The sequence below is a fragment of the Dermacoccus sp. Ellin185 genome (assembly GCF_000152185.1).
Taxonomy (GTDB): Bacteria; Actinomycetota; Actinomycetes; order Actinomycetales; family Dermatophilaceae; genus Dermacoccus; species Dermacoccus nishinomiyaensis.
This window is the reverse complement of record NZ_AEIQ01000035.1, coordinates 25,696-41,136: the sequence shown is the minus strand read 5'-3', so window position 1 is coordinate 41,136 and position 15,441 is coordinate 25,696. Positions and strand designations below refer to the sequence as shown.

At 70.9% G+C, this 15,441-nt stretch carries 17 protein-coding genes and 1 riboswitch; of the genes, 3 read left to right on the top strand and 14 right to left on the bottom strand.

Translation table 11 applies throughout. The annotated features are described in order from the left end of the window. Positions 1-483: 483 nt before the first annotated feature. Complete coding sequence (locus HMPREF0321_RS16920) at positions 484-771, top strand: WYL domain-containing protein (protein WP_050786432.1); 288 nt, start codon at positions 484-486, stop codon at positions 769-771. A 99-nt stretch (positions 772-870) separates the two neighbouring features. Here HMPREF0321_RS16920 and HMPREF0321_RS01995 read toward each other — a convergent pair whose 3' ends face one another. Both HMPREF0321_RS01995 and HMPREF0321_RS01990 read right to left on the bottom strand, forming a co-directional pair. After that, positions 871-2,691 (bottom strand): ABC transporter ATP-binding protein, encoded by a 1,821-nt coding sequence (locus HMPREF0321_RS01995; protein ID WP_006943792.1) that lies wholly within the window; start codon positions 2,689-2,691, stop codon positions 871-873. Beyond that, complete coding sequence (locus HMPREF0321_RS01990; protein ID WP_006943803.1) at positions 2,688-4,769, bottom strand: ABC transporter ATP-binding protein; 2,082 nt, start codon at positions 4,767-4,769, stop codon at positions 2,688-2,690. Before HMPREF0321_RS01990 ends, HMPREF0321_RS01995 begins: the two co-directional genes overlap by 4 nt. 47 nt (positions 4,770-4,816) lie before the next feature. Here HMPREF0321_RS01990 and HMPREF0321_RS01985 point away from each other — a divergent pair, with 47 nt between their 5' ends. Then, positions 4,817-5,461, top strand: a complete 645-nt coding sequence (locus tag HMPREF0321_RS01985; RefSeq protein WP_006943812.1) for a TIGR03085 family metal-binding protein — start codon at positions 4,817-4,819, stop codon at positions 5,459-5,461. Positions 5,462-5,482: 21 nt separating this feature from the next. Here HMPREF0321_RS01985 and hisF read toward each other — a convergent pair whose 3' ends face one another. Then, positions 5,483-6,235: an imidazole glycerol phosphate synthase subunit HisF gene (gene hisF, locus HMPREF0321_RS01980; RefSeq protein WP_006943747.1), complete on the bottom strand. Its 753-nt coding sequence runs from the start codon at positions 6,233-6,235 to the stop codon at positions 5,483-5,485. 48 nt (positions 6,236-6,283) lie between these two features. On the opposite strand from hisF, the gene HMPREF0321_RS01975 reads away from it, so the two are divergent. After that, complete coding sequence (locus HMPREF0321_RS01975; protein WP_006943823.1) at positions 6,284-6,898, top strand: AAA family ATPase; 615 nt, start codon at positions 6,284-6,286, stop codon at positions 6,896-6,898. 7 nt (positions 6,899-6,905) lie between these two features. Here HMPREF0321_RS01975 and HMPREF0321_RS01970 read toward each other — a convergent pair whose 3' ends face one another. The 11 genes from HMPREF0321_RS01970 to HMPREF0321_RS01925 all read right to left on the bottom strand — a co-directional run bounded on the left by HMPREF0321_RS01970 (position 6,906) and on the right by HMPREF0321_RS01925 (position 15,374). Beyond that, on the bottom strand, positions 6,906-7,379 hold the full coding sequence (locus HMPREF0321_RS01970) for a PH domain-containing protein (RefSeq protein WP_006943810.1): 474 nt from the start codon (positions 7,377-7,379) through the stop codon (positions 6,906-6,908). A gap of 21 nt (positions 7,380-7,400) precedes the next feature. Beyond that, positions 7,401-8,246: an ATP phosphoribosyltransferase gene (gene hisG / locus HMPREF0321_RS01965; protein WP_006943808.1), complete on the bottom strand. Its 846-nt coding sequence runs from the start codon at positions 8,244-8,246 to the stop codon at positions 7,401-7,403. A gap of 14 nt (positions 8,247-8,260) precedes the next feature. Beyond that, positions 8,261-8,524, bottom strand: coding sequence for a phosphoribosyl-ATP diphosphatase (locus HMPREF0321_RS01960; protein ID WP_006943831.1), 264 nt, complete (start codon positions 8,522-8,524; stop codon positions 8,261-8,263). Between the two features lie 59 nt (positions 8,525-8,583). After that, positions 8,584-9,075, bottom strand: coding sequence for a 6,7-dimethyl-8-ribityllumazine synthase (gene ribH, locus HMPREF0321_RS01955; protein WP_006943795.1), 492 nt, complete (start codon positions 9,073-9,075; stop codon positions 8,584-8,586). Between the two features lie 84 nt (positions 9,076-9,159). Further along, positions 9,160-10,395: a bifunctional 3,4-dihydroxy-2-butanone-4-phosphate synthase/GTP cyclohydrolase II gene (locus tag HMPREF0321_RS01950; protein WP_006943741.1), complete on the bottom strand. Its 1,236-nt coding sequence runs from the start codon at positions 10,393-10,395 to the stop codon at positions 9,160-9,162. A 60-nt stretch (positions 10,396-10,455) separates the two neighbouring features. Beyond that, a complete protein-coding gene (locus HMPREF0321_RS01945) occupies positions 10,456-11,148 on the bottom strand; it encodes a nicotinamide mononucleotide transporter family protein (RefSeq protein ID WP_006943821.1) in 693 nt (230 codons plus the stop codon). Next, positions 11,145-11,801 carry a riboflavin synthase gene (locus tag HMPREF0321_RS01940; protein ID WP_006943813.1) on the bottom strand — a complete coding sequence of 219 codons (657 nt, stop codon included), beginning with the start codon at positions 11,799-11,801 and terminating at the stop codon, positions 11,145-11,147. Before HMPREF0321_RS01940 ends, HMPREF0321_RS01945 begins: the two co-directional genes overlap by 4 nt. Further along, positions 11,801-12,823, bottom strand: a complete 1,023-nt coding sequence (ribD, locus tag HMPREF0321_RS01935; RefSeq protein WP_006943835.1) for a bifunctional diaminohydroxyphosphoribosylaminopyrimidine deaminase/5-amino-6-(5-phosphoribosylamino)uracil reductase RibD — start codon at positions 12,821-12,823, stop codon at positions 11,801-11,803. The genes HMPREF0321_RS01940 and ribD overlap by 1 nt, the downstream gene beginning before the upstream one ends. 20 nt (positions 12,824-12,843) lie before the next feature. Then, positions 12,844-12,969, bottom strand: a complete 126-nt coding sequence (locus HMPREF0321_RS17230) for a hypothetical protein (protein WP_006943734.1) — start codon at positions 12,967-12,969, stop codon at positions 12,844-12,846. A gap of 43 nt (positions 12,970-13,012) precedes the next feature. Then, a riboswitch (FMN riboswitch) is annotated at positions 13,013-13,143 on the bottom strand. Positions 13,144-13,224: 81 nt separating this feature from the next. Next, positions 13,225-13,899: a ribulose-phosphate 3-epimerase gene (rpe, locus tag HMPREF0321_RS01930; RefSeq protein ID WP_038570995.1), complete on the bottom strand. Its 675-nt coding sequence runs from the start codon at positions 13,897-13,899 to the stop codon at positions 13,225-13,227. Between the two features lie 5 nt (positions 13,900-13,904). Further along, positions 13,905-15,374, bottom strand: a complete 1,470-nt coding sequence (locus HMPREF0321_RS01925; RefSeq protein WP_006943819.1) for an RsmB/NOP family class I SAM-dependent RNA methyltransferase — start codon at positions 15,372-15,374, stop codon at positions 13,905-13,907. Between the last annotated feature and the right edge of the window lie 67 nt (positions 15,375-15,441).

The following is a 15,441-nucleotide window of genomic DNA, read 5'->3' as shown; positions in this document are numbered from 1 at the left end:
TGGGTCTGCTCCAGACGGGCCGATGGTGCTCCGTGGCTGATCTCGCCATGCGTCTTGACACGGGGCCGCGATCCGTCCGACGCGGTGTCGCTAGCTTGCGCAGCCTCGGTTACAGCGTGCGGTCACGCCCGGTCCCGGCGGCGGCTACCGCCTGGACTCGGGCGTCACGATCCCGCCCCTCGTACTCGACGCCGACGAGGTGTCCACCCTCGTCACGGCCCTGCTCGTGCTCGAGGGGGCAGGTCTCGAAGGAGACACCGCCGGGGCGACGGACGCCACAGTCGTGCGCGCCAAGCTCGAACGCCTGCTGCCGGGGTCGCTGCGTCGACGAGCCGTCGCGACCGCGACGGCGACCAACGTGCTGACGAGTGGGCTCGAGCCTGTCGACGCGCGCCTGCACGGTCTGCTCGTTGACACAGCCGCCCAACGTGGCATCGTGCACTTCGCCATTCCGACGGCGACGGCCGTGTCTGCGATCGACAGGTGCATCCGCTCATCTGCTTCATCCGCGAGGGCCGCTGGTACCTCCTCCGCCATGACCTGCACCGTCGCGACTGGCGCGTTTTCCGCCTCGACCGGATCACCTCCGCCGCGGCAGACCCCGCCGTCACCGGCCGGTCACCGCCAACCTTCCCCGACGAATCACTCGAGAGGTGGCTCACATCGGACTTCGACCGAGGCCCCCTGCCGGCCAACCATCTTCCGGGAGGCAACTCGGCGACGAGCCGAGGCGATGACGAATCAGCGAGCGCCGAGCAGGATGGCGGGTAACTCACGCGATGGCGAGTAGCAACCTGCCTCCGTGTGAGTTACCCGCCATCGGGCGCCCGGCGCTCGGGCCACTCGGCACAGATCGCCATGGCCCAGACGTCAATGCGCGTGCGACGCCACCCAGCCGGCGTGCAGGCGCGCATAGGGCCCGTCGGCGGCGACAAGCGCCGTGTGCGCGCCTCGCTGCACGAGGCGCCCTGCGTCCATGACCCACACCTCGTCGGCACTCTCGGCGCTCGCGAGGCGGTGCGCGATGACGACGCTCGTGCGGCCGGTCATCAACTGATCGAGCGCTCGACCCACGGCGACGTCCGTCGTGGGATCGACGCTGGAGGTCGCCTCGTCGAGCACGAGCACGTCGGGGCCCGCGACGTACGTGCGCGCGAGCGCCACGAGCTGCCGCTCCCCCGCACTCAACCGCCCGCCGCGAGCGCCGACCTGCGTCAGCACTCCGGCGGGCTGCCCCGCCAACCACGCGCCGCAGCCGATGGCGTCGAACGCGGCGGCGACGTCGTCATTCGACAGGTCGGGGCGCGCGAAGCGCACGTTGTCGGCGATCGTGCCGTCGAACAAGAACCCTTCCTGCGGCAGGTACGCGACGGACGCGCGTAGCGACGCGTCGTCGAGGTCGCGCAGATCGACGCCTCCGAGACGCACGACACCGTCGGACGGATCGACGAGTCGTGTCAGCAACTTCGCGAGCGTGCTCTTGCCCGAACCGGTCTCACCGACGACGGCGACACGACGACCTGCGGCCACCGACGCCGTCAGCCCGACGATCGCGGGCTTGTCGCCCGCGCGATACGCGAACGTCACGTCATCGAACTCGACCCCGACGGGCCCTCGCGGCAACGTCACCGGCTCGGTGGGCGGCTCGACCTCGAGTGGCGTGTCGAGCACCTCGATGATGCGACGCCACCCGGCAAGCGCGTTCTGCAGGTCGTTGAGCACCTCCGTCGCCGTCTGCACCGGCTGCGTGAACAGGTTCGTCAGGAACACGAACGCCGTGATCTCACCGACGCTCATCCGCCCGTGCGCCCCCTGCCACGCGCCGACGGCGAGCACGAGGACGAGCGCGAGCCCCGAGATGCCCTGCCCCGACACGAACGCACCGACCGCGCGGATCTGCGCGCTGATGGCCGCCCGACGCTGACGTTCGATCGTCTCGTCCATGCGCGCCTGCGTGCGCTCCTGCACCCCGAACAACCGCACCGTCGCGGCACCCGCGACCGACTCCGAGATCGCACTGAGCATGTCCGCGACGCGCTCACGCACGACGCCGTACGCGCGCCCGACGACGCGCTGGAAGTGCCGCAGCAGGAACACGAGCGGCACGAACGTCGCCCACACGACGGCCGTCAGCAGCGGCGAGTACCACAGCATCAGGGCCGTCGCGACGAGCAACTGCCCGATCGAGACGATGAGCATCATGCCGCCGCGCTGCACGAACATCGAGATCTGGTCGACGTCACTCGTCACGCGCGAGACCATCGAACCGCGCCGCGACGCGTTGAGCGTCAACGTCGACAGCGCGTGCACGTGCGCGAACGCCTTGACGCGCAACGTCGCGAGACCCGCCTCCGACGCCTTGAACAGCCGCACGTTCATCACGTACGAGCACAGCCCGGCGACGACGACGCCGACCACCGCGAGCGCACACGTCCAGCGCACGACACCGAGGTCGATGCCGCCCGGCGCGAGGATGCCGTCATCGATCGCGCGCTGGATCGTCATGGGGACGATGACGTTGCTCGTCGTCGCGACGAGAGCGAGCAGCAGCGTCCACCCGAGCCCACGCGTCATCTCGGGTGCGAGCTGCAGGCCGCGCCGCAGGGTGCCGCGATCACTGACGACGGGAGTCGCGCCGGCCGCCTGTGCCGTGGCGGCTGTCTCCGTGGCGGTTGTCGAGCGCCGCTTCATCGCGCCTCGCCTTCCTCGCGGACGGCATCGACGACCGACGCTTCGGGTGCCGCGGTCATGGCTCCCAACGCGCCGCGTTCGCCCGCTTCACCCGATTCGTGGAACACCCCCGTCTGCCCTGCGATCCCCTGCCCCGCGGGCGCCTCGTCCGACCCCGCATGAGGCGGAGCCGATGTCGCCCCGTCCGATGCGCTGCGGTCTGAGTCGCCTTGGCCCTCGCCCTCAGACTCGTCCCCGGACGCTGAAGAGTCCTGCGTCTCGTACGCCGTGAGCAACAGCGCATAAGCCGGCTGCGTCGCCATGAGTTCTTCGTGCGTGCCTTGAGCGACGACGCGCCCGGCGTCGAGGAACGCGACCTCGTCGGCGAGCAGGATGCTCGAGCGGCGGTGCGCGATGATGACGCTTGTGCAGCCGTCCGTCGCCTCCTCGAGGGACGTGAGGATCTGCCCTTCGACCGCGGGGTCGATGGCACTCGTCGCATCGTCGAGCACGACGAGCCCGGGGCGTCCCGCGAGCACGCGCGCGAGCGCCACGCGCTGACGCTGACCGCCAGAGAGCCGCGATCCGCGCTCGCCGAGCGAAGTGTCCTCCCCCTCCGGCAGCGCCGCAACGAACCCCTTGGCGTGCGCGACACCGAGCGCCGCATCAATAGCCCCCGCATCCACACCGGCGCGCCCCAGCGCGACGTTCTCACGCGTCGACTCGTTGAACACGAACGCCTCCTGCGTCGCGAGGGCCACCCGCTCCTCGCGTGCCACGGCATGCGCGGCGGGCACGCCGTCATAGAGCACGCTGCCCGAATCGGGCGTCGTCAGCCCCGCGATGACCTGCGCGAGCGTCGTCTTGCCGGCACCCGTCGCCCCGACGACGGCAAGGGATCCGCCCGCGGGCACGCGCAGCGTCACGTCGGTCAACGCTGCGCGCCGCTCCTGAAGGCCCTCGGCCACGTCGGAACCGTCCTCCGACTCGCTCCCAGCATCAGCCCCCACCGCCGGCCGCGCGTCGTGACGGAACGTCACGTGCTCGACCTCGACGCCGATCGGCCCACCGGGTAGCTCCAGCGTGCGCGCGGGCACCACGGTCGAGCCCGCCTCGTCGAGGATTGGCTTGACGCGCTTCCACCCGATCGCGACCTGCGGCAGGCTGAACAGGATCCAGCCGAACGCACGCACCGGCCATGCGAGCAGGTTGAACAGGTACGCCACCTCGACGACGTCGGCCGCCGTGATCGCGCCTGACGCGACCCGCTCGGCGCCGACGAGGACCACGAGCAGCGAACCGATCGTCGGCAGCGCGTTCGTCATCGGGTCGAAGATGCCCTCGGTGCGTCCGAGCCTGACGTTGGCGTCGCGCAGCTCGCCCGCGGCGTCACCGAACCGGGACACCTCCGCGTCCGCTCGCCCGAGCGCCTTGACGACGAGTGCGCCGTCGAAGCTCTCGTCCGCGACGGCGCTGACGCGCGCTCGCGCGGCCTGAGACGCTTCCACGCGGGCGCGCATGACGACCTGGAACCAGTAGTTGATGACGATGAGCAGCGGGAACACGACGAGCGCGACGACGCCGAGCCACACGTCGACGAGGAAGATCGAGACGAACCCGAACGCCAGCATGACGGCGACGCCGAGCGCCATCGGCAGCGGCTGGAAGATGTTCCAGATCGCCTCGATGTCCGAGTTCGCGTGCGACAGCAGCTGACCCGACGGGTGCGCGAGGTGCCAGCGCATGGGCAGCAGCTGGTAGGCGCGCGTCACCTGCCGCCGCGTCGAGGCGATGAGGTTGTTGTACGCCACGCCCGCCGCGATGCGGCGCAGGATGACGGCGGCCGCGTTGAGCGCGACGACGCCGCCGAGCTGCCACACGATCTGCCAGACCATCGCACCGTCCAGGTGACGATCGCGCACCGCCGGCGTGACGACGTCCGCGACGAGGTGGCCGATGACGCGGGCGGTGAGGACGGTGAGGATGCCGTATGCCGTCGCGCCGATGACGGCGGGCGCGAACGCTCGCCACTGCTCGCGGGCGCCGGCGGCGGCCACGCGCACAGGTGAGGCGTCAGGGGCCAGGTCGGCTGAGGTCACGTGGGGTTCCTTTGCTCGCGCATTCGCGCAGGTGACAACATTGCGGCATGCGCAAGTATGCCCAAGCCGAACGTCATGCCCTGTGCGACACCGCCCTGCGCCTCGGCCCGGACGCGCCGACGCTGTGCGTCGGCTGGAATGTCAGGGATCTCATGGCACACCTCGCGATGCGTGAGCGCCGCCCGGAGGCCCTCGGTATCCTCGTGCCCCAGGTGCGCGACGCGTCCGAACGCACCCGGGAGCGCTACGCGTTGCGCCCGTTCGAGGATCTCGTCGACATGGTGCGCAAGGGTCCGCACGAGTTCTCGCCGTTCCGCATCCCCGCCGTCGATGCGCACGCGAACCTGCAGGAGTACTTCATCCACCACGAGGACATCCTGCGCGCTCAGCTGCCGGCCGCCGACCAGGACGGCGTCCGCGTGCTGGGCGCCGACCTGCAGAACGCGCTCTACGACGCATTGCCCACGGCCGCACGGATGACGCTGCGCCGCTCGGCGATGCGCGTCGCGGCGCTGTGCCCGGGGCACGCGCCGCTGGCGCTCAACTCGCCGTCGGAGCCGATCGGCGAGTTCATCGTCGCCGGCCAGCCGAGCGAGGTGCTGCTGCACCTGGCCGGGCGGATGAGCTTCGTCGAGTTCGAGGGCGAGCCCGACGACATCAACCGGTTCGTCGCCGAACCGCGCGGCATCTGAGCGTCAGCGCACGACGGAGCGTCAGCGCACCGGGTGCCCCGCCGCCGCAAGGGCACCCTTGACGTCACCGATCGTCAGCTCGCCGTAGTGGAACACCGACGCGGCGAGCACCGCGTCAGCGCCGTGCGCGACGGCCGGCTCGAAGTGCTCGACGGCGCCCGCGCCGCCGCTCGCGATGAGCGGGACGCTGACCTCGCGGCGCACGGCGTCGACGAGGTCGAGGTCGAAGCCGGCCTTCGTGCCGTCGGCGTCCATCGAGTTGAGCAGAATCTCCCCGGCGCCCAGCGCCTCCGCGCGAGCACACCATTCGACGGCGTCGAGGTCGCTCGCGCGACGCCCACCGTGCGTCGTCACGACGTAGTGGCCATCGACGCGGCGCACGTCGGCCGACAGGACGAGCACCTGCGCGCCGAACCGGTCGGCGATCTCCCCGATGACCGCGGGGCGGGCGATGGCGCCCGTGTTGATGCCGACCTTGTCGGCGCCGGCGCGCAGCAACCGGTCGACGTCGTCGACCGTGCGCACGCCTCCCCCGACCGTCAGCGGGATGAAGACCTGCTCCGCGGTGCGCGAGACGACGTCGTACGTCGTCGAACGATCCGAGGAGCTCGCCGTCACGTCGAGGAACGTCAACTCGTCGGCGCCCTGGGCGCCGTACTTCGCGGCGAGCTCGACGGGGTCGCCCGCGTCGCGCAGGTTCTCGAAGTTGACGCCCTTGACGACGCGGCCGGCGTCGACGTCGAGGCACGGGATGACACGCACGGCAACAGTCATGGCACCAGATTAGAGGCCACGGCGACGCAGCGCCGATAGGTTTGATCCGTGGATGACGCACGCGCCGGCTCGCTCTCGGCCCCCGTGCGTCCCGAGGCCGCCGCCCTCGCGTGCGTGCCGCACGTCGAACACGACGACGCCCTCGCGCACGTCGAGGCGCGGATGACGCGCCCGCGCTGGCTCGTCACGATCGACGGCCGCTCCGGCTCGGGCAAGACGCAGCTCGCCGGCGCTCTGCACGATCGTCACGTGGACGCCCAGATCGTCCACCTCGACGATCTGTACCGCGACTGGGACGGGCTGTCGGCGGGGCTCGTGCGGGCCCGTCACATCGCCGAGCAGTGGTCACGCCACAACGCGAGCACCTACCTGCCGACCCACTGGCCGGGCACGGCGGCGCGAGGACGCGTCACAATCACACCCGATCGTCCGCTCATCGTCGAAGGCGTCGGCGCGACCTGGGTCGGACGGTCGCTCGCCCACGCCGCCCTGTGGCTGGAGGCCGAGCGCGAGACACGCAAGCGGCGCGCGCTGGAGCGCGACGGCGAGACGTTCGTGCCCTACTGGCTCGCGTGGGAGTTGCAGGAGGACGCCTGGTTCGCGGCGCACCCACCGCGCCCCGACGCGCTCGTTCGCGTGCCGGACGACCCCATTCGGGGCTGAACGAGCGTCAGTCGTGCGCGCCCGCCGCGGCTGCGGCACGCTGACGAGCGACCTCGACGAGGGCCGCGAGGCGCGAGGCCTCCGCCTCGGCCGACGGGCCGTCAGCGCGCTGGATGGCCATGACGGCGAGCTGCTCGGTGTCGGCGAGGTCGAGCGTCGCCCAGGCCCGCCCGCCGCCGAACTGGACGCCGAGGATCTCGGCCCACTCGATCTCACGCGTGAGGATGAGGTTGCGCACCTTGAGACCGCGCTCGTTCGGCACGGCCTTGACCAGCCCCCAGCGCGACAGCATCCAGCCGATCGCACACCCGAGGAAGAACAACGACCACTTGTCCATCGTCGTCCACCCCGTCGCACCGCCACCGGGCACGAGGACGAACGCGACGATGCCGAACACGACGACGGACAGCGCCGCCGCGGTGAACGCCATCGCCCGCCCGCGTCGCGGGACGAAGGGACGGTAGGCGTCGACGTCACTCATGATTGCTCCTCGCGGGCTCGACTACAGGCGGCAGGCTGCGATGTCGGTGACGAGGATGGCACGCGCGCCGAGCGCGTACAGCTCGTCCATCACGTGGTTGATGACCTTGCGGTTGACCATCGCGCGCACCGCGACCTTGTTCGGGTCGTGCAGCGGCGAGACGGTCGGCGACTCGAGCCCCGGCGTCAGCGCCGCGGCGCGTTCGACGAGGGAAGCTTCGATGTCATAGTCCATCATGACGAAGTTGCGGGCCGTGAGGACACCTTCGAGGCGACGCACGAGCGTCAGTGCGGCGTCACCGACTTCACGCGCGTCCGGGCGGATGAGGACGGCCTCACTCGTGAGGATCGGCTCGCCGAAGACCTCGAGGCCCGCGTTGCGCAGCGTCGTGCCGGTCTCGACGACGTCGGCGATGACGTCGGCGACGCCGAGCGTCACGGCCGTCTCGACGGCGCCGTCGAGACGTACGACCTCGGCCTCGACGCCGTTCTTGGCGAGATCGGCCCGCACGAGGCCGGCGAACGACGTCGCGATGCGGCGCCCCACCAGCTCGCTGACGGACGTCGCGACACCCGGGCGGCCGGCGTAGCGGAACGTCGAACCGCCGAAGCCGAGCTGCAGGTGTTCGACGGCGCTCGAGCCGGAATCGAGCAGCAGGTCACGCCCGGTGATGCCGAGGTCGAGGGTGCCCGAACCGACGTAGACGGCGATGTCCTTGGGGCGCAGGAAGAAGAACTCGACGTCGTTGTCGCGGTCGACGACGACGAGTTCCTTCGACTCGCGACGCCCGCGGTAGCCCGCTTCCTTGAGCATCGACGCGGCGGATTCGGACAGGGCGCCCTTGTTGGGCACGGCAACGCGCAGCATGGAGGACCCTTCGATCACAGGTGGGAGTAGACGTCGTCGAGCGTGATGCCGCGCTCGAGCATGAGCACCTGCAGGTGGTACAGCAACTGGCTGATCTCCTCGGCGGCGGCGGCGTTGCCCTCGTGTTCGGCGGCCATCCACACCTCGGCGGCCTCCTCGACGATCTTCTTGCCGATGAAGTGGACGCCCGCGTCGAGCTCGGCGACGGTGCCCGACCCTTCGGGGCGCGTGGCCGCCTTCTCGCTCAGTTCTTCCCACAGTTGCTCAAAGCTCTTCACGGTGCCCAAGGCTACCGGCTGCGTTCGCGCCGGGCCGACCGCGCCCGGCGTCGCGCCGCTCACAGCGTCGCGGCCGGAAGCTGCAACGAGCGCAACGTCATCTCCGTGACGACGGCCGCCGTCGCCGCCTCGTGACCCTTGTCCTCGCTCGAACCCTCGAGGCCCGCACGATCGAGCGCCTGGGCGTCGGTGTCGCACGTGAGGACGCCGAAACCGATCGCCTTGCCGGTCGTGACGCCGATCTGCGTCAGCCCGTCCGTCGCGGCGCTGCAGACGTAGTCGAAGTGCGGAGTGCCACCGCGAATGACGACGCCGAGCGCGACGAGGACGTCGAAGTGCGGCGCGAGGCGCGCGCAGGCCGCCGTCAGCTCGAACGTGCCGGGCACGCGCACGAGTGTCACGTCGTCGTCACGGACGCCGGCGTCGGCGAGGCCGCGACGGGCGCCGTCGATGAGGCCGTTCATGACCTTCTCGTGCCAGCTCGCCGCGACGACGGCGACGCGCAGGCCCGCCGCGTCAGTGCTGAGGGTGGGGGCTCCGTGGCCGCTCATGATGTTCTCCTTCGATCGATCTGCAGTGGTGGTTCGTGCGTGCGGGTGGTGTGCCGGGCTGGTGGTTCCGATGCGACGCGCGGTTCACGCGTCGAACGTGTGCCCCATGCGCTCGCGCTTGGTGCGCAGGTAGGAGGCGTTCTGGACGGTGCGCCCCGCGATGAGCGGCACCGTCTCGACGACATCGATCCCGTGCTCGATGAGCTCGCGTACCTTGGCCGGGTTGTTCGTCAGCAGCCTCACCCGTTCGATGCCAAGGTCGCGCAGAATCGCTGCGGCGGCGCCGTATTCGCGCGCCTCGATCGGCAACCCCAGGTTCGTCTGCGCGTCGACGGTGTCGGCGCCGGCGTCCTGCTGGGCGTACGCGCGGATCTTGTTGAGCAGGCCGACGCCGCGGCCCTCCTGCCCGCGCAGGTAGACGACGACCCCGCCCTCACGCGCGACGAGCCGCTGCGCCTCGGCGAGCTGCGGCCCGCAGTCGCAGCGCAGCGAGCCGAGCGCGTCGCCCGTCAGGCATTCGGAGTGGACGCGCACGAGCGGCACGTCATCACCGTCGGTCGGCGCGACGAGCGCGAGGTGCTCGGCGCCGTTCTCCCGATCGGCGTAGGCCTCCACGCGGAACGTTCCGACCTGCGTCGGCAGGTCGGCGCTCGCGACGCGTTCGACGCGGTCGTGGCGGCGCCGCCACGCGATGAGCTGCTCGATCGTGATGACGGCGAGGCCCTCGCGCTGCGCCAGCTCGATCGCGCCGGGCAGCCGCATCATCGCGCCGTCGTCGTGGACGAGTTCGACGATCATCGCGACCGGTTCGAGCCCGGCGAGGCGGCACAGGTCGACGGAGGCCTCGGTGTGCCCGTCGCGCTCGAGGACGCCGCCCGGCTTGGCGCGCAGCGGGAAGACGTGCCCGGGGCGCGTCAGCGCGCTCGGCTCGGTGCTCGGGTCGGCGAGCAACCGCAGCGTCAGCGCGCGGTCGGCTGCGGAGATGCCGGTGTGCACGCCGTCCTTCGCGTCGACGGAGATCGTGTAGGCGGTGCCCTTCGGATCCTCGTTGCGCGACACCATTGGGGGCAGCAGGAGGCGGTCGGCGATCGCGTCCGGCATCGGCGCGCAGATGACCCCGGAGCTGTGCCGGATCGCCCACGCCATCCACTCGCGCGTCATCGTCGCGCCGGACATGACGATGTCGGCCTCGTTCTCGCGGTTCTCGTCGTCGGCGACGAGCACCGGCCGTCCGAGCCGCAGTTGCTCGAGCGCGTCCTCGATGCTCGACAGCGCCAGCGGCGTCTCCTCGGGCGTTGCGGCGCTGGGTGCGGCGCTCATCAGGCTCCCTCTCGTCTCGGTTTTCATCGTCTCGGTCTGCTTCGACGGGCTGTGCATCGCTCAGGCCGCTTCCCTCTCGCGTTCGGCGACGCTGTGGGGGCGTGAGATGCGCACCCACTGCACGAATCCGACGACGACGAGGGCTGCGTAGAGCGCGTACAGCACGGCGCTCGGGTAGTACTTGGAATAGATGAGCTCGGGCACGCCGACGGCGTCGACTGCGATCCACATGAGCCAGAAGTCGTTCCAGCCGCGCGCCATCGCGAACGTCGCGAGCAGGGAGCCGACGAAGATCCAGGCGTCGCACCAGAAGTACCACCACGGCGCCGGCCAACCCGCGCCGATCAGCGTGAAGACCCAGTGCACGACGACGACGCCCGCGCCCCAGGCGATCAGGTAGCCGATGCGCTGGCTCGCGCTCGCCCAGTGCGGCGTGACGGCCTCACCGCTCGTGCCGTCGCGGCGGCTCGCGCGCCACACCCACCAGCCGTACAGGCTCGTGATGATGAAGAAGATCTGCCGCCCGGCCTGACCGAGCATCGGCGCGCGATCGTCCATGCCGAACACGAGCCCGGCGAACACGGTGAACAGCAGCATGTTGCCGATGATGCCGACCGGCCACGCCCACACCTTGCGGCGCATGCCACCGATCGCGGACGCCATCCCGAACGCGTTGCCGATGATCTCGCGCCACGTGATCTGCGCACCGCCGATCATCAGGTGCGCCGAGTAGGCCTGTTCCCAGATGCTCATGCGCGCCCCTCGGAGGCCGCCAGGCGGGCGTCAAGTTCCACGAGACGGATGTCGAGCGCAGCGAGGCGCGGCGCGAGCATCTGCTCGACGTACTTGGCGAGCACGTCGACCTCCACGTTGACGAGACCGCCGACGCGGGCGGCGCCGAACGTCGTCAGCTCGAGCGTCGTCGGGATGAGGCTGACGCTGAACGACGCCTCCTGGCGCGAGGCGACCGTGAGCGACACGCCGTCGAGCGTCACCGAACCCTTCTCCACGACGTAGGGCGCCAGGTCGACGGGCAGGTCGAAACGCACGACGCTCCAGCGCTCCCCCGGTTCGATGGCGGTGATGCGGACGGTCGCATCCACGTGGCCCTGCACGACGTGACCGCCGAACCGTGCCTGCGCGCTCATGGCGCGTTCGAGGTTGACCCGGCTGCCCGGCACGAGCGCGCCCAGGCTCGTGCGATCGAGCGTCTCCTTCATGACGTCGACGCTGAAACGCTGCTCGTCGAACGTGGTCACCGTCAGGCACACGCCGTTGACGGCGATGCTGTCGCCGTGGTGGGCGTCGTCGAGGACTGCGGCGCCCGCGATCGTGAGGATCGCCGCGTCGGCGGTGTGCTCGATGCGCTCGAGCGTGCCGGTCGCTTCGATGATTCCGGTGAACATCAGATCTCCTTCGTGGGACGCAGGCGCAGGCGCAGGTCGGTGGCGGACGGTTCGTTCGAGGGCAGCGTCGTGGCGTCGACGAGGTCGAAGCGGCGGGCCTCCGCGATCGTCGTAATGCCGAGGTCGGCGGCCGCGGGGCGGCCCGCGCCGAGCAGGGCGGGGGCGAGATAGGCGACGATCTCGTCGACGAGCCCGGCACGCAGGAACACCGCGGCCAGCGTCGGTCCACCTTCGAGCCAGACGGCGTGAATGCCGCGCGCGTGCAGCGCGGCGAGGACGTCGGTCGGGCTCTGCCGGGGCAGCACGAGGGTGGAAGCGGCGTCGTCGAGCACGCGGGCAGTGTCGGGGATCGGGGTGTCGCCGACGACGACGCGCAACGGTTGCTGCACCCCCGCGCGTCCCTGGGCGTCGCGGACTGTGAGCTGCGGGTCGTCGGCGAGAACGGTGCCGGTGCCGACGACGATCGCGCCGTGCTCGGCACGCTGCGCGTGGACGTCGACGCGCGCGGCCGGGCCGGTGATCCACTGCGACGTGCCATCCGACGCCGCGCTGAATCCATCGAGGGTCGAGGCGTACTTCCAGCGCACGAACGGGCGCGCGTGGGTGACGGAGAACGTCCAGTCGGCGTTGAGGTCTCGGCTCGCAGCCGCGAGGGTGTCAACTTGTTCGACGGCGACGCCTGCCTCGCGCAGGATCTGCGCTCCCCCGGCGGCCGCGCCGTTCGGGTCGGGTTGGCCGAAGACAACACGGGCGACGCCGGCGCGGATCAGAGCGCGCGCACACGACGGGGTGCGCCCGGTGTGCGCGCAGGGTTCGAGGGTGACGTACGCCGTCGCGCCACGCAGGTCGACGCCCGTCGCGATCGCTTCGTTGATGGCCGCGGCCTCGGCGTGCCACGTGCCCGCGCCGCGGTGGTAGCCCTCTGCGAGGATGACGCCGTCAGCGTCGACGACGACGCACCCGACACGAGGATTGGGGTCGACACGCGGCGACAGCGCAGCCAGCTGCGCGGCGCGCTCCATGGCGCTGTGACGCTCGAGTCTCACGAGATGCCTTCCGGTCCGATCGAACAACCGATCACCGGGGCACGAGAAAGCTGACGCCCGCCGCACGCCACGAAGGCGCCGACGACATCGGCCGAGACGCCACGCGCGATGCCCTCAGGCACGCCGCAACGGCTCGTCGGCCGCCCGCGCAGAGCGCGAACAACCGCGTGCAACCTCCCATCCGGACTTTAACCGTCGGTCTCGGAATCTCACCGAGTCAACCGACCCCTGTCGAAGCGGGCCGGGTCGCGGACTTTCACCGCCGGCTAGGAATTTCACCTACCCCGGGTACACGCCCAACATGTTACTCCTTCGCACTCTTCTGCGCGTCTTCCCTCGCAAGCTCGCCCACCCCGCTCGGTGCGACACACGTCAGTTCAGTGCGCGTGCCCCGCAGCCAGGGCACGCAGCTCGTCGATCGCGGCGGCAGCGGACTCGGCACCGTAGACGGCCGATCCCGCGACGAAGGTGTCGGCACCGGCTTCGGCGCACTGCTCGATCGTCTTGGCCGAGACGCCGCCGTCGACCTGCACCCACACGTCACCGCCGTGCGTGCGGATGCTCTCGCGCACCGCCCGCACCTTCGGCATCTGCTCCGCCATGAACGACTGACCACCGAAGCCGGGCTCGACCGTCATGACGAGCACCATGTCGAGCTCGGGCAGCAGATCTGCGTACGGCTCCCACGGCGTGTTCGGCTTGATCGCCATCGACGCGCGCGCTCCGGCCGCGCGGATGTCGCGTGCGAGCTTTTTCGGGTCGGCCGCGGCCTCGACGTGGAACGTCACGCTCTTGCACCCGGCCTCGGCGTAGGCGGGCGCCCAGCGGTCGGGGTCGTCGATCATGAGGTGCGCATCGAGCGGGATCGGGCTCACCTTCAGCAGCGACTCGACGACCGGCAGCCCGAGCGTCAGGTTGGGCACGAAGTGGTTGTCCATGACGTCCACGTGCGCCCAGTCGGCGTTGTTGATGGCGTCGAGCTCGCGTTCAAGGTTGGCGAAATCGGCGGAGAGGATGCTCGGCGAGATGCGGACGTCACGGGCGTCGGTCATGCGGGTCACTTCTTTCTCAGGAGGGCGAAGAACATGGCGTCGGTACCGTGCAGATGCGGCCACAACTGGACGGACGGCAGGTCGCCGACGCGCTCGATGGGCTCGTCGAACGCGTCGCGGAACAGCGGCCAGGCGTCCTCCTGGACGACGTCGTCGCGCCGTCCGAGCACCTCCGCGACGACGGCGAGGGTCTCTGCGGGGTGCGGCGAGCACGTCGCGTATCCGATGACGCCGCCCGCACGCGTCGCGTCGATCGCGGAGTCGAGCAGTTCGACCTGCAGAGCGGAAAGCTGCGCGACGTCCGATGGTTGACGGCGCCAGCGCGACTCGGGGCGACGGCGCAGCGCGCCGAGGCCGGTGCAGGGCGCGTCGAGCAGCACGCGGTCGTAGGTGCCGGGCTCCTCACGACCGAGGTCGCGCCCGTCGCCGGTGCCGATGTAGATCTCCGCGCCGTCGTCGAGCAGCGCGCGCAGGGTGCGCCGCACGAGGTCCGTGCGGTGCTCGCTCGCCTCGTTGCAGTAGAGGACGTCGCCGCGCAGGTGCGCGACCGCGCCGAGCAGCGCGGCCTTGCCGCCGGGGCCGGCGCACAGGTCGAGCCAATCCTCGCGTGCGTCACCGCCCGATGCCGTGCGCGGCGGCACGTCAGCGTCGGCGAGTGCGAGGGCGAGCAGCTGCGAACCTTCGTCCTGCACCGCAGCCCTCGTCTGCCGGATCGCGGGAATGTTCGCGGGATCGCCGAACGGCAGCACCGCGCCGACCGGCGACAGGTCGCTCGCCTCGGCTCCGGATGCGACGAGCTCGTCGACGGTGGCAAGGCCCGGGCGGGCGACGAGGCTGACGCGCGGAGGCGTGTTGTCGGCCTCGAGCAGCGCGTCGAGTGCGTCGTCGAGGCTCGCTTGACCGTCCCCGCCCGCGGCTCTGTGGCCGCGCAGCGACTGGCGCAGCGCCGAGACGACCCAGCGCGGGTGGGAAGTCGCGACGGCGCGCACCTCGTCGGCGTCATCGACACCGCGCGTGAGGTCGGCGATCCACGTCTCATGGTCGCGCTCCCCCGCGCGTCGCAGGACGGCGTTGACGAAACCCGCCGCACCCGAGCCGGCGTGCTCGCGGGCGAGGGCGACGGTCTCCGACGTGGCGGCATGGACGGGCACGCGCATCGACAGGATCTGGTGGACGCCGAGGCGCAGCACGGCGAGCACGACCGGGTCGATCTGCGACGGCGCGCGGCCCGAACCCGTCTCGATGACGCGGTCGTAGAACCCTTGTCGACGGATGGTGCCGAGGGCCAGCTCCGTGGCGAACGCCGCGTCGCGGCCACTCAGATCATGGCGCGTGAGGACCTTCGGCATCTCGAGGTTGGCGTAGGCACCGTCGTCGACGGCGCGCAGGACGGCGAGCGCCGCACTGCGGGCGGGATCACCCGTGCGCCGGCGCGCTGACGGCGCCTGCTCACTGCGGTGGCCCGCGCCGCGCAAGCGCGCATCCGAACGCTGACGGCCCCGCGCGTCACGGCGATCGTCGCGTGGAGGTTGTTCTCCATGA